This is a genomic window from Methylobacterium sp. UNC300MFChir4.1, from assembly GCF_900110155.1.
Classification (GTDB): Bacteria; Pseudomonadota; Alphaproteobacteria; order Rhizobiales; family Beijerinckiaceae; genus Methylobacterium.
In genome coordinates this window covers 38685-51473 of record NZ_FOCS01000026.1, presented here as the reverse complement: position 1 = coordinate 51473, position 12789 = coordinate 38685, and the positions used below count along the sequence as shown (strand labels likewise).

At 74.6% G+C, this 12789-nt stretch carries 11 protein-coding genes; 3 read left to right on the top strand and 8 right to left on the bottom strand.

The window, feature by feature from the left end; genetic code table 11:
* Positions 1 to 60 precede the first annotated feature (60 nt).
* From BMY19_RS25475 to BMY19_RS25455, 5 genes are all read right to left on the bottom strand, one after another.
* Complete coding sequence (locus BMY19_RS25475) at positions 61 to 2325, bottom strand: xanthine dehydrogenase family protein molybdopterin-binding subunit (RefSeq protein WP_100253329.1); 2265 nt, start codon at positions 2323 to 2325, stop codon at positions 61 to 63.
* Positions 2326 to 2499: 174 nt separating this feature from the next.
* The gene (locus BMY19_RS25470; RefSeq protein ID WP_100253328.1) at positions 2500 to 3543 is read right to left on the bottom strand and encodes an FAD binding domain-containing protein; all 1044 of its coding nucleotides are present in this window, start codon (positions 3541 to 3543) and stop codon (positions 2500 to 2502) included.
* Positions 3540 to 4034, bottom strand: a complete 495-nt coding sequence (locus BMY19_RS25465) for a (2Fe-2S)-binding protein (RefSeq protein ID WP_020095535.1) — start codon at positions 4032 to 4034, stop codon at positions 3540 to 3542. The genes BMY19_RS25470 and BMY19_RS25465 overlap by 4 nt, the downstream gene beginning before the upstream one ends.
* Positions 4035 to 4150: 116 nt before the next feature.
* Positions 4151 to 4381 (bottom strand): hypervirulence associated TUDOR domain-containing protein, encoded by a 231-nt coding sequence (locus tag BMY19_RS25460; protein ID WP_100253327.1) that lies wholly within the window; start codon positions 4379 to 4381, stop codon positions 4151 to 4153.
* A 103-nt stretch (positions 4382 to 4484) separates the two neighbouring features.
* Entirely contained in the window at positions 4485 to 4748 is a 264-nt protein-coding gene (locus BMY19_RS25455) for a hypothetical protein (RefSeq protein WP_020095533.1), read from the bottom strand.
* A gap of 207 nt (positions 4749 to 4955) precedes the next feature.
* Between BMY19_RS25455 and BMY19_RS25450 the strand changes: the two genes are divergently transcribed.
* The 3 genes from BMY19_RS25450 (at position 4956) to BMY19_RS25440 (ending at position 8477) form a co-directional block, all read left to right on the top strand.
* The gene (locus BMY19_RS25450) at positions 4956 to 6212 is read left to right on the top strand and encodes a sensor histidine kinase (RefSeq protein WP_100253326.1); all 1257 of its coding nucleotides are present in this window, start codon (positions 4956 to 4958) and stop codon (positions 6210 to 6212) included.
* 97 nt (positions 6213 to 6309) lie between these two features.
* Positions 6310 to 7443: a hypothetical protein gene (locus BMY19_RS25445; protein WP_100253325.1), complete on the top strand. Its 1134-nt coding sequence runs from the start codon at positions 6310 to 6312 to the stop codon at positions 7441 to 7443.
* A gap of 89 nt (positions 7444 to 7532) precedes the next feature.
* The gene (locus tag BMY19_RS25440; RefSeq protein WP_100253324.1) at positions 7533 to 8477 is read left to right on the top strand and encodes an alpha/beta hydrolase; all 945 of its coding nucleotides are present in this window, start codon (positions 7533 to 7535) and stop codon (positions 8475 to 8477) included.
* Between the two features lie 801 nt (positions 8478 to 9278).
* Here BMY19_RS25440 and BMY19_RS25435 read toward each other — a convergent pair.
* Genes BMY19_RS25435 through BMY19_RS25425 form a run of 3 tightly spaced genes read right to left on the bottom strand, consistent with a single transcriptional unit; the run spans position 9279 to position 12783 of the window.
* A complete protein-coding gene (locus BMY19_RS25435) occupies positions 9279 to 11003 on the bottom strand; it encodes a DEAD/DEAH box helicase (RefSeq protein WP_100253323.1) in 1725 nt (574 codons plus the stop codon).
* A 9-nt stretch (positions 11004 to 11012) separates the two neighbouring features.
* Positions 11013 to 11801 (bottom strand): precorrin-6A synthase (deacetylating), encoded by a 789-nt coding sequence (gene cobF, locus BMY19_RS25430; RefSeq protein WP_100253322.1) that lies wholly within the window; start codon positions 11799 to 11801, stop codon positions 11013 to 11015.
* A 43-nt stretch (positions 11802 to 11844) separates the two neighbouring features.
* Positions 11845 to 12783 (bottom strand): ornithine cyclodeaminase family protein, encoded by a 939-nt coding sequence (locus tag BMY19_RS25425; RefSeq protein WP_100253321.1) that lies wholly within the window; start codon positions 12781 to 12783, stop codon positions 11845 to 11847.
* Between the last annotated feature and the right edge of the window lie 6 nt (positions 12784 to 12789).

Below are 12789 nucleotides of genomic sequence, written 5' to 3'. Positions count from 1 at the left end.
TAAAAAAACCCGGGCGGCGCGACGCGCCCGGGACCGGTTCCACGCGACCGACGCGCTGGATCAGCCCAGCAGCTTGTCGAGGGTGATCGGCATCTCGCGGACCCGCACGCCGGTGGCGTGCCAGACCGCGTTGGCGATGGCGCCCACCGTGCCGGTGATGCCGATCTCGCCGACCCCCTTCACGCCCAGGTTGTTCACCACCGCGTCGTCCTCGTGGACCAGGATCGCCTCCATGGCGGGCACGTCGGCGTTCACCGGCACGTGGTACTCGGCGAGGTTGTCGTTGAGGAAGCGGCCGGTGCGCGGATCCATCTCGGCCCGCTCGTGCAGGGCGAAGGACAGGCCCCAGATCATCCCGCCGTAATACTGGCTCTGGACGAGGCGCGGGTTGATCACCCGGCCGGCCGCGAAGGCGCCGACGAGGCGGCTCACGCGGATCTGGCCGAGATCGGGATCGACCTTCACCTCGGCGAAGACCGCGCCGTGGGCGTGCATGGCGTAGGAGGCCTGCGCGGCCGGGTCGGCGCCGGCCTTGCCCTGGCCCTCGATGCGCGACCGGCCGGCCCGCCGGAGGATGTCGGTGAAGGACTCGCTCCGGCCCGGGTCGTCGCGCCGGGTCAGACGCCCGCCCGCGGCGGTCACGCCGGCATTGCCGGCGCCGTAGAGCGGGGAGGCGGGGTCGTTGGTGGCGAGCTCCGCGAGCTGCCGGATCACGTCGCCGGCCGCCGCGTGGACCGCGCCGCCCGCCGTGGCGGTGTGGCCCGAGCCGCCCGCGATGCCGGCATTCGGCAGGTCTGACGAGCCCATCCGGAAGGTGAGGGCGTCCATCCCGATCCCGAGCCCGTCGGCGGCGATCTGGGCGAGCGCCGTCCACGAGCCCTGGCCCATGTCGATCGCCCCGAGCTCCACCGTGCCGGTGCCGTCGGCGCGGATCTCGGCCCGGGCCATCCCCTCGAAGATCAGCGCCGGGAAGGTGGCGGTGCCCATGCCGGTGCCGACCAGGAACCCGTCCCGGTCGCGGGTCTGGCGGGGCTGCAGCGGGCGACCGGCCCAGCCGAAGGCCTCGGCGCCGCGCCGGTAGCAGTCCCGCAGGGCCTTCGAGGAGAACGGCTTGCCGGTGATTGGCTCGACCTCGGCGTAGTTGGCGAGCCGGAACTCCAGCGGGTCCATGCCGAGCTCGTGGGCCATCTCGTCCAGCGCGCTCTCCAGGGCGACGCTGCCGGTCGCCTCGCCGGGCGCGCGCATGAACAGCGGCGTGCCGGTGTCGAGCCGCACGGCCTCGTGCCGGATGGCGATGGCCGGGCTCGCGTACAGGGTGCTGGTCGCCCGGCCAGCCGGCTCGAAGAAGTCGTCGAAGCTCGACGAGGCGGTCCGGATGTGGTGGTCGAGGGCCGTCAGCTTGCCGGAGGCGTCGGCGCCGAGCCGGAGGGTCTGGCGGGTCGGCCCGCGATGGCCCATCGGGCCGTACATCTGGGTGCGGGTCGGGACGAGCTTCACCGGCCGGCCGACGAGCTTCGCCGCCATGCAGGCGAGCACCTGCGGCCCGGCGGGGACGCCCTTCGAGCCGAAGCCGCCGCCGAGATAGGGGCTCTCGATGTGGATGTCGTCGGGGCCGATGCCGAACAGCCCGGCGAGCCTTGCCTGCGACATGGCGAGCGCCTGGGTCGGCATGAACAGCGTCAGCCGGTCCCCGTCCCAGCTCGCCACCGCCGCGTGGGGCTCCATGGCGTTGTGATACTGAGCCGGCGTCTCGTAGGTGGCGGCGATCGCCTTGGACGCGGCCGCGAGTCCGGCCTCGACGTCGCCGTCCGTCTCGACGGGCGGCGCGCCGACGCCGACCGAATCCGGCGTGAAGGCCTCGCCGGAATCGAGCCCGATCCGCGGCGTCTCGGCCGCGTAGGTCGGGGCGAGCAGCCGGGCGCCCTCGGTGGCCGCCTCCAGGGTCTCGGCGATCACCACGGCGATGGGCTGGTTGGCGTAGCGGACGCGGTCGTTCTGCAGGAGGTCGAGGCGGAACGTGAACGGCCCGTCCTTGGCGTCCGGGTCCTTGGCGAGCGTCGGGGCGTGCCCCGGCCGCATCACCGCGACGACGCCGGGATGCGCCTCGGCGGCGGCCACGTCGAGGCCGGTGACGCGTCCGCGGGCGATCCGGGCGACGCAGAGCGCCGCGTGGAGGGTTCCAGGGGGCAGGTTGTCGGCGGAGAAGCGGGCCTGGCCCGTCACCTTGAGCGGGCCGTCGCGCCGGGTCAGCGGCTGGCCGATGCTGGAGCCGTGCCGGATCGCGCCGGCGGGGAGATTCGGGGCGGGCGTGGAGGTCGCGGTCATGCGGGTCTCCTCAAGACGGGTTCCGGTTGAAGCCTTCGGTTGCGGTGACCCGCTCCGTCATCACGAGCGCAGCGAAGTGACCCAGGGCAGCGCGACACCGGGCATCGTGGCGCCGCCTGGGTTGCTTCGCTCCGCTCGCAAAGACGGCCCTGGAGCCGCCGACCGGGGGCAGGGTTAGACGATGCCGAACGGGGAGGCGGGGAGGGCCGGGATCCGGGCGGGCGTGCCCGCGGCGGCCTGGGTTAGCGCGCGGATCGCCACCCGGCGGCCGAGCTCGACCTTGAAGGCGTTGGCCTCACCGGTGGGCTTGGCGCCGGCGAGCGCGGCCTCGGCGGCCTTCGCGAAGGCCTCGGGGGAGGGTGCCTGCCCGGCGAGCGCGGCTTCAGCCTCCGCCACCCGCCAGGGCTTGAGCGCCAGCCCGCCCAGGGCGAGCCGGGCCTGGCCGATCCGGCCTCCGGCCTCCAGGGTGAGGGCGGCCGCCGCCGAGACCACCGCGAAGGCGTAGGAGGTGCGGTCGCGGACCTTGAGGTAGCGGGCGTTGCCCCGGAACGCGGCCGCCTCGGGGGGCAGGCGCAGGGCGGTGATCAGCTCGCCGGGCCGCAGCTCGGTCTCCCGCTCCGGGTGGTCGCCGGGGAGCAGATGAAACGCGGTGAGCGGCACCTCCCGGGCACCGTCCGGCCCGGCGATCTCGACCACCGCGTCGAGGGCGGCGAGCGGCACGCAGAAATCGGACGGGTGGGTGGCGATGCAGTGCTCGCTCCAACCCTGGACCGCGTGGATGCGGGTGGCGTGCCCCAGGGCCGCGCAGCCGGAGCCGGGCGCGCGCTTGTTGCAGGGCGAGACCGCGTCGGTGAAGTACTGGCAGCGGGTGCGCTGCATCAGGTTGCCGCCGACCGTGGCGGCGTTGCGCAGCTGCGCCGAGGCGCCGGCCAGCAGGGCCTCGGCCACCATCGGGTAGGCCTTGGCGAAGGCCGGGTCGTGGGCGAGGTCGCTGTTGCGGACCAGAGCCCCGACCCGGGCGGTGCCGTCTGGCAGCCGCTCGATGGCCGAGAGACCGGGGAGGCGGGTGATGTCGACGACCCGCTCCGGGGTGGCGACACCGCCCTTCATCAGGTCGACGAGGTTGGTGCCGGCGGCGAGGAAGGCGGTCCCCGGCTGCTGGCCGGCCGCCACGGCCTCGGGCACGCTCGCGGGGCGGATGTAGTCGAAGGTCCTCACGCCGCGTCCTCCCGCTGCTCCGAGGTCCGGGCGGCCGCGTCCTGCACGGCGTCCAGGATCCCCGCGTAGGCGCCGCAGCGGCAGAGATTGCCGCTCATGCCCTCGCGGATGCGCTCCGGATCGGTGCCGGCCTGGCCCTCGCGGATCAGGCCGACCGCGCTCATGATCTGGCCCGGCGTGCAGAAGCCGCACTGGAAGCCGTCATGGGCGATGAAGGCCGCCTGGACCGGGTGCAGCCGGTCGCCCTCGGCGAGCCCCTCGATGGTCAGCACCTCGGCGCCGTCGAGGCTCGCGGCGAGGGTCAGGCAGCTGTTGATCCGGCGCCCGTCCACCAGGACCGTGCAGGCGCCGCACTGGCCGCGGTCGCAGCCCTTCTTGGCGCCCGTCAGACCGAGGCGCTCGCGCAGGAGATCGAGGAGGGTGACGCGCGGATCGTCGAGGGCGATCTCGCGCGGCTGCCCGTTCAGGGTGAGCCTGAGGGGAATGGTCATGCGGGGGTCCCGGCTACCGAGGCTGGAACCGTTACAGATAGCCGCCGCCCCGCTTCCGGCGAGACCTTAAGCAGAAAGCGATGTGCGCAAGATCACGGCACGCGAAGGTTGCGCGCTTACGCCGACTTGACCCGGACCTCAGAGGCCGATTTCAGCACGGTCTTGCCCTTGCCGGTCTTGATCTCGAGGGCGGGCTCGGCCTTCGAGGCTTCGCGCTTCACCGTGTTGCCCTTGATGGTCTTCTCCACGTCCCGCGTGTGGACCTTGGTCACCTCACCCGAGACGGTGCCCTTGCCCCATTTGTAGGTGACGTCGTCCCCGGTCTTCACCTTTGCCTTGGCGGTCATGCGCGTCTCCATCGTGGATATGAGCGTGAATGAGGGCGTGGATGCGGGGAAAGGCGCCCGGCGGCGGGCGCGTTCCCGGGTTTCCACGGCCGGGATGCCGCACTCAGCGGCCGACCTCCCGGCGCAGGGCGGTGACCATCGTCTCGACCGCCGCCTGCGCGGTCTCGCCGAGGTCGATGGCGCTCTCGCCGGCGGTGACGAGGCCGCGCCCCTCCAGCTCCTTCACGCCCTCCGGGTCGGCCTCGTGGCCGGCGCCGTCACGGCGGATCACCGAGGTGACCGTCTCGCCGCTGACGAGCCGGTGATAGGCCGCGAAGGCGAGGATCGAGAGGGCCTTGTCGGAGAGTCCGTTCAGGTCGTCGGCCATGCGTGCGTTCCTCCGCGCGTTTCTCCACGCATTCGTCGAAGCGTGCTCGACGGACGAACGCCGTACGGGGCCGGGGGGTCCGGGCGGCCGCCGGGGTGCGACGACACGTGCGACGACACTCGCGGCGACGGGTGCGAGGACGGGTGCGCTCCTCCGGGCGACGACGCTTCGCGTCGGGGCCACCTTCCTGCTACCCTGCCGCCCTCCATGACTCCGCAGACCGGCCAGACCGAAGTGGAACCGAGCCCCGAGCCGCGCCGCGCGCCCGCGCCGCCCGATCTCGACTATCGCCTGCGCCAGCAGGCGATCCTGTCGGAGTTCGGTGTCGAGGCCCTGCGCGGCACCGATGTCGATCACCTGCTGCAGCGGGCCGCGGAGCTGTGCGCGCAGGGCATGGGTGCCGAGTTCTGCAAGGCCCTGGAATATCGGCGCGGCGCCGACACCCTGCTGGTCCGGGCCGGTGTCGGCTGGGGGCCCGACGTGATCGGCAAGGCCCGGATCGGGGCCGATCTCGCCTCCCCGGCCGGATTCGCCCTCAAGACCGGCCGGCCTGTGATCTCCAACCACCTCGCCGACGAGACCCGGTTCCGCACGCCGCAGCTCATGGCCGAGCACGGCATCCGCCGGGCGATCAACGTGCTGATCGAGAACCGGGACGGCGCCTTCGGGGTGCTGGAGGTGGACGATACCCGCGAGGGCATGTTCGCGGAGGCCGACATCGCCTTCATGCAGGGCTTCGCCAACCTGCTCGGCGGCGCCATCGAGCGCCAGCGCACCGAGAGCCTGCTGCGGGCCGCCCTCGCCCGGCAGGACCTGCTCGCCCGCGAGATGAGCCACCGGGTCAAGAACAGCCTCGCCATCGTGGCGAGCCTCCTGGCCCTGCAGGCCCGGGCCGCCGAGGAACCCGCCGTTCAGGCGGCTCTGTCGGACGCGCGCAGCCGCGTCGAGGCGATCGCGGGCGTGCACGACCAGCTCTGGCGGCAAGGTGACAAGGTAGAGGGTGAAGGGGAGGGGGTGCCGGGCGAGCTCGACCTCGCGCCCTTCCTGGAGAAGCTGGTGGCCAACCTCGCCAGCGGCGTGCCGGGTCAGCGGCTTACCTGCACGGCCTGCCCGCAGCGGATCTCGGCCGACCGGGCGATTCCCATCGGCCTCCTGGTCAACGAACTCGTCACCAACGCGCTGAAATACGCCTACCCGACCGAGACGCACCCGGCGGGCGGCGAGATCCGGGTCCGCGCCGAGCGGCGGCCGGAGGGGCTCGTGGTCGAGGTTGCCGACGACGGGATCGGCCTTCCGGCGGGGTTCGAGATCGGGCGCAGCTCGAAGAGCCTGGGCATGCGGGTGGTCGGCAGCCTCACGCGCCAGCTCGGCGGCAGCCTGACGATCCCGGCCCGAGAGAAGGGCGCCTGCTTCCGCCTGGAAGTGCCCCTGGAGGTAACCCCGGAGGCGCCCCCGGCCGGCTGAGCGTGGGGCGCGCCCCGACGACGGGGCGGGGACTGGACAATGGCCCTACCCCGCCGCGATCGAGGTGCGACGGGCGCGGCGAGACAGAGCGGATGCAGTGACCGAGAACAGGACGACGGCGGCGCTCCTCGCCGAACGGCTCCACGCCTTTCGGAGCCTCGGCGACAATTGCGAGTTCGGGTTCGTGCAGCGCTACGGCGGGGTCGAGCCTTCCGGCCTGCTGCGCTTCTCCTACACGCCCATGGAGGACCTGATCCGCGGCCTGCGCTGCGGCTTCGCGGATTTCGGCGTGCCGGGCGACCTGCGGCTCTCCGTGAGTTCCGGCGGCACCTATTACTGCCACAGCGTCGCCTACAACATCTGGGCGAATACCGGGCATCCGGCCGGCTCGATCGAGCCGGAGGTGCTGCTGGAGCGGGAGTACGGCCGGCTGGCCCATCTCAAGCGCAAGCTGCTGGACGAGCTCGCCGACGGGTCGAAGATCCTGGTGCGCAAGGTCGGCCGCGACGAGCCCGAGGCCGATTTCGCCCGCCTGGCCGAGGCAGTCCGTGCGCACGGGCCCGCGACGCTGCTCCGCGTGACCGAGGCCGGGCCGGACTGGGTTCCCGAGCCCGCCCGGCGCGTCGCCGACCGGCTGATCGAGGGACGGGTCCGCCGGTTCGCGCCGGTGGAGCAGGCGTGGGAGGTCGATCTCGAACCCTGGATGCACCTCGTGGACAGCGTCTACGCGCTGGAGCGCGGCGCGGCACCGACCCGCTTCGACGCCGCCGCCTTCCCGGAGGCGCTGGCGCTGCCGGGGCGCCTGCGCCGGCATGTCGGCCGGCACCGAGCGACGGCTCTGAGCGCCTACACGCGGGCGGTGGATCCGGCCGGCTTCCGCGCCGACACGGTCCACGTGTTCTCGAGCTGGGTTTGGATTCCGGAGGATTTCGCCGGGGACCGGGTCTTCGCGGCGGCCGGCTACGCGCGGCTGGGCTGGCGGGACGCCGACCTGTCGCGGCGCCGGTGCTGGCAGCGCGTCTGGGCGGCGGGACGGCTGCGCCCCGACGCGACGCGGGAGCCCGTCGGGCTCGGCATGATCGGCACGCGGCGGGACGGGTTCTGGTCCGCCGGGGCCCGCTTCGCCGAGGGGCCGATCCCCGGCGATGAGCCGGCGCCGGACCTGCGGATGCCGCCGGTCCGGTTCCCGGGGCGGGATCTCCTCGGCCGGCTGCTGCCGCGGGTCCTGTAGCCCCGGACCGGCGCCCGACCGGGAACCGATCCGGCACGGCGGTCTTGCCTACCGGGCCGCACGGGACCGCGCCCGTCGCGAGGGGGCCCATGCCCGGTTTCGTGCCCGACCGCCGCTCTCTGCTCCTCACCCTGGCCACGGGTTCGGCCGTCCTGTCGGCGCGGGGGGCCGACGCCGTCGGGGCACCGGAGCGGATCCCGCTCTGGCCGGGCGAGCCGCCGGGCGGCGGCGGTCCGCAGGGTCCGCCGGTCCGCGACGACAGCGGCGCCGTGAAGAACGTCGCCGTGCCGGTCCTGGAGGTGTACGCCCCGGAGACGCCGACCGGCGTGGCGGTCCTCGTCGCCGGCGGCGGCGGCTACGCCCGGATCGGGATGGTCAAGGAGGCGCTCCCCGCCGCGCTCTGGCTCGCCGCGCAGGGCATCACGGCCTTCGTGCTCACCTACCGCCTGCCGGGTGAGGGCTGGGCGGCGGGCCCCCTGGCGCCGCTCCAGGACGGGCAGCGGGCCCTGCGCCTGATCCGCGCCGCGGCCGCGCGCTTCCGGATCGACCCGGCCCGCGTCGGCGTGCTCGGCTTCTCCGCCGGCGGGCACCTCGGCGGCCTCATCGCCGCGCGCTCCGCGTTCCGGGCCTACGACCCCGTCGACGCGGCCGACGACCTGTCGGCGCGGCCCGACTTCGCGACGCTGATCTACCCCGTGGTGAGCCTGGAGCCGCCCTACGACCGCACGACCACCCGGCGGTCCCTCGTCGGCGAGACCCCGAGCCCGGCGGCGAGCCGGGACTGGTCGCTCCAGACCCATATCCGGTCCGGTTGCCCGACACTGTTCCTCGTGCAGGCGGACGACGACGCGGTCATCAGCCCGGAGCACAGCCGCATCCTGGACGCGGCCTGCCGCGAAGCGGGCGTACCGGTCGAGTACCACCGCTTCGCGGTCGGCGGCCACGGTTTCGGGATCGGCCGGTCGGAGGCGCCGGTCGCCCTCTGGCCGCGGCTCTGCCGGCTCTGGCTGACCAGCGTGTCGGTGATGCGCTGACGCGGTGCGCGCACCGCCGGCCTGGATGGCCCCGCCGGGTTGGCCATCCGGCTCGGGAGCCGTCAGACAGGCAGGTCAGACAGGCAGGGCAGGGGACCGGTGAGCCCGGCCGGACGCGCAGGTGCCCTCGCCCGCGCGGACAGGACCGCGCCGGGCGCGTCGGAGATCGCCGCCGGGTTCGCGGGCGGCCACGCCCGAAGAGCCGGGCAGCCACCGCGCGCGACGCTGAGCTAGCCGGAGCGCCGCGGCAGCGCTCGGCCGTGCGTCGTTCCAGTCCGTCCGCCGCGGGGAGGGGCCTCCGGCCCCTGACCCGACCGCCCTGCCCGGGAGCGTCGGACTTCGGCGCCCGTCGGCCCCTTCGTCCCCGCGCCCGCCGTGGCGATCACGCCGCGTCGCGCGCGACGACGGGCGCGTCGCGGCCCGGGTCGGAGCCGAACATGCCCGGCGGCGGCGCGCGGCCTTTCAACCCTGCGGCCTCGACCTGACGACCGATCAGCAGCCCTGATCCAACCGCGCGGCCTCCAGGTCGAGGCGCCCAGCACCCGACAACCCAGCCCCCACAGCTGCTCCCTTGTTCGCATAAGATATATTATGGAATGTAACGAGTAAACCGGGCTGGGTGAGGGGTGGTCCGCCGGCTGAGCCGCTGTGAGTGGCCGGCTGCGAGCCCGGATGGGATCTCGTCTCCGGCCGCCTCCGGATCCGGGCGGTGCGGCCCGGCGTCGAGGCCCGCTCGGCTCGGCGGCATCCGGATCGGGCGAGGGCGGTCCGAGCCCCCTCCCCGCCGCGACTCGCGCCGCCTCACGCGGCGCGCCCGCCCAAGCGGCGCACGTCGCCGAGGATCCGGCCATCCCGGGTCCGACAGTCGATATGCTCCGACAGCCGGCCCGGCCGGATCCGGATCGAGGCCGGCCGGGCCAGGAGCGCGGCGCGCTCCAGGAATTCCGCGGCGCTCATCGGCGCGTCCCGGCCGCCGCCGAGGCCGCGCCACCAGGACACCGCCTTCTCCCGCTCGTAGCCGCTGCGTTCGGGCCGCAGGCGGACGCGCCACGCCGCCTCGGCGGGGCCGTCCCGCCAGCCGAGGACGAGGTCGAGCCCGTCGGGTGCGGCCTCGAGCTTCAGGGCCGTGACCGGATGCCAGGCGGCCTCCTGCCGAGCAGCCTCCTGCCCGCCGGCCTCCGCCACCGGGGCAGGGCCCGCCGGCTCGGGACCGGGCAGCCCGGGATCCGCCGAGAGGATCGCCAGCTCGTCGTCGGCGGCGGCCTCGTGCGGGGCCTCGGCGTCCGGGTCCGCCTCCGGCTCGGTCCAGCACGCCTCGCAGGTGGAGGCGTTCAGCGGGATCAGGGCGCCGCAGCCGGGGCAGGGCTTGGCGCGCGGGGCCCCTGCCCCGCCCAGTCCCTGGGTGGCGCTCCGGACCGTCACGGCGTCCACGGGCCCGTGCATCCGCACCAGACCGGCGTAATCGAGGATCAGCGCGTCGGCCTTGCCGGGCGCGCAGCGCAGCGCCCGGCCGACCTGCTGCACGTAGAGGCCGGTGCTGCGGGTCGGGCGCAGCAGCGCCACGAGATCGACCTCGGGCACGTTGAAACCGGTCCCGAGCACGCCCACCGAGGTCAGGCAGCGGATTTTTCCCGCCCGGAACGCCGCCACGATCCGGTCGCGTTCCCGGCGGGGTGTCTCGCCCGAGACGCTCTCGCAGGAATACCCTTCCGCCCGCACCGCGTCGCGCACGGCCTCCGCGTGGGCGAGGCCGGCGCAGAAGGCGAGCCAGGCCCGGCGGGCACGCCCGTACTCCGCGAGCTCCGCGACCGCCGCCCGGGTGATCCAGTCGCGGTTGACCGCCGCCTCCAGCTCGCCCGGGATGTAGTCGCCCCCGCGCCGGCCGACCCCCGAGACGTCGAGCTGGGTGAGGGTCGCCTTGGAGACGAGGGGCGCCAGGAAGCCGCGCCGGATCAGCGTGAACGTGTCGGCCTCGTAGGCGATGCCGGAGAACAGCCGGTGCTCGCCTTCGTCGAGCCGGCCCGAATCGAGCCGGTAGGGCGTGGCCGTGAAGCCCGCCACCCGCAGCCCGGGGGTCCGCGCGCGCAGGCCCGCCAGGAAGCGGCCGTATCGGGTATCGGCGGCGCGGGGGATCAGGTGGGCCTCGTCGACGATCACGAGGTCGCGCGGGCCCACCGTGTCGAGCCGGTCGGCCACCGACTGGATGCCGCAGACCAGCACCTGCGCCCCGGCCTCCCGCCGCCGGAGCCCGGCCGAGAAGATCCCGGCCGGCGCCCCCGGCCAGGACCGGGTCAGCTCGGAGAAATTCTGGGCGACCAGCTCGCGGCTGTGGGTGACGATCGCCACCCGGGCGAGGGGGTTCTCCTCAAGGGTTTCCCGGGCCAGCGCCGCGATCACGAGCGCCTTGCCCGCCCCGGTGGGCAGCACGATCAGGTGGCCGGGCGCCGCGTCGTCCGCCCCTCCCCGCGCCCAGGCGGCCGAGAGCGCGTCGAGGCTGGCGCGCTGGTAGTCCCGCAGGCGCAGCATGGCGGCGGTCTAGCCGGCCGCGCCGGCCCTGTCCGTGGCGGCGCGGTCACGGCGCAGCAGGTAGATGTCCATGATCCAGCCGTGCCGGGCCCGGGCCTCGGCGCGGACCCGGCGGATCTCCTCGCCCGCGTCGCCCAGCCGGCCCGAGACCAGGATCTCGTCCGGGCTGCCGAGATAGGCGCCCCAGTGGATCGTCAGGTCCGGGTCGAGATGCGCGAAGGCCGGGTCGCCGTCGAGCATCACCACGACGCTCTCCGCCTCCGCCGGCCACCCCGCGGCGAGGCGCCGGCCGGTGGTGATCAGCACCGACCCGCCGATGCCGTTCAGCGGGACGCCGTGGCGGGCGGCGAGGACCTGCACGCTGGACAGCCCGGGCACGACGAGGCGCCGGAACGGTACGCGCCCGCGGGCCAGGATGTGGTCGAGGATGCGCAGGACGCTGTCGTAGAGGGCCGGGTCCCCCCAGGCCAGGATCGCCCCCACCTCCCCGGCCCCGAGATGGGCCGCGAAGGCCGCCTCCAGCCGCTCGGCCCGGGCGGCGTGCCAGGCCTCGACGGTGCGCCCGTAATCGGCCGGGCGGCGCTCCCGGGGCGGGTCCTCGACGGTGACGAACCGGTGTGGCTTGGCGATATGGGCCGCGCAGATCCGGCGGCGGATCTCGACGAGGTCGGCGGTCTCGGCGCGCTTGTCGAGGAGGAACACCGCGTCGACGTCGGCGAGCGCCCGCACCGCCTGGAGGGTCAGGTGCTCGGGATCGCCCGTGCCGATGCCGATGACCCGGATCTGCCTGTCCTGCATGCCGTCCTCCGCCGGGGCGGGGAGGGCCGGCGCCGGCCTCCCCCTACAGGCGCGCGTCGGCTTTGGCGAGGATCGCCCGGGCGATGGTCAGGTCCTGCAGGGCGATGCCGGAGGAATCGAACACGGTGATCGCCTCCGGATCCGTCCGGCCCCCCTCCCCGCTCCGGAGCACGTCGCCGAGCGCCCGCATTCCGGCCTGGGCGTCCGCGGAGGCGTGCTGGAACTCGCCGATGGTGCGCGACTGCTCCGGCAGGTCGCAGAACAGGGCCGCCCGCTCCAGCAGGGCGGGGGGCAGCTCCTGCTTGCCCTTCGCGTCCGCCCCCATGGCGGCGACGTGCGTGCCGGGGCGGACCCAGTCGGCCTCGAACAGCGGCGCGCGGGCCGGCGTCGCCGTGACGATCACGTCGGCCGCCGCGCAGGCCTCCCGGGGCGCGGCCGCCCGCACGTCGAGCCCGGACGCCCCCTGCCCCGCCAGGCGCTCGGCAAAGCCGGCGACCTTGGCGGCGTCCCGGGCGACGACCAGCACCGTCCGGATCGGCAGGACCCGGGCGAGCGCCGCGCACTCGAACTCGGCCTGGTTGCCGGCCCCGAACACGGCGAGCACCGCCGAATCCGGCCGCGCCAGGACGCTCGCCGCCACCGCGTCGGCGGCGGCGGTCCGGTAGGCGTTCACCCGCCCGGCCTCGATCACCGTGTCGACCCGGCCGACGGCCTGGTCGAACAGCAGGATCACCGAATTGTGCCGCGGCAGGCCCCGGTCCGGATTGCCGGGCCAGAACGAGCCGACCTTCAGGCCGGCATAGTCAGCCGTGGAGCCCGACTTGATCGAGAACCGGTTGGCCGGCTCCGAGCCGTGGCCGAGTACCGCCGGGAACAGGGTGGTCCCCGGCGCCACCGCGGCGATCAGCGCCTCGCGGGCCGCGTCGAACGCCATGGCGTGATCGACCAGGGCGGCGGAGTCCTCCTCGGAGATGAAGCGCATGGATTC

Coding starts and splice junctions, on each gene's coding strand:
- BMY19_RS25475 (WP_100253329.1), bottom strand. CDS start 2,325: ATGACCGCGACCTCCACGCCCGCCCCGAATCTCCCCGCCGGCGCGATC.
- BMY19_RS25465 (WP_020095535.1), bottom strand. CDS start 4,034: ATGACCATTCCCCTCAGGCTCACCCTGAACGGGCAGCCGCGCGAGATC.
- BMY19_RS25460 (WP_100253327.1), bottom strand. CDS start 4,381: ATGACCGCCAAGGCAAAGGTGAAGACCGGGGACGACGTCACCTACAAA.
- BMY19_RS25455 (WP_020095533.1), bottom strand. CDS start 4,748: ATGGCCGACGACCTGAACGGACTCTCCGACAAGGCCCTCTCGATCCTC.
- BMY19_RS25450 (WP_100253326.1), top strand. CDS start 4,956: ATGACTCCGCAGACCGGCCAGACCGAAGTGGAACCGAGCCCCGAGCCG.
- BMY19_RS25440 (WP_100253324.1), top strand. CDS start 7,533: ATGCCCGGTTTCGTGCCCGACCGCCGCTCTCTGCTCCTCACCCTGGCC.
- BMY19_RS25435 (WP_100253323.1), bottom strand. CDS start 11,003: ATGCTGCGCCTGCGGGACTACCAGCGCGCCAGCCTCGACGCGCTCTCG.
- cobF (WP_100253322.1), bottom strand. CDS start 11,801: ATGCAGGACAGGCAGATCCGGGTCATCGGCATCGGCACGGGCGATCCC.
- BMY19_RS25425 (WP_100253321.1), bottom strand. CDS start 12,783: ATGCGCTTCATCTCCGAGGAGGACTCCGCCGCCCTGGTCGATCACGCC.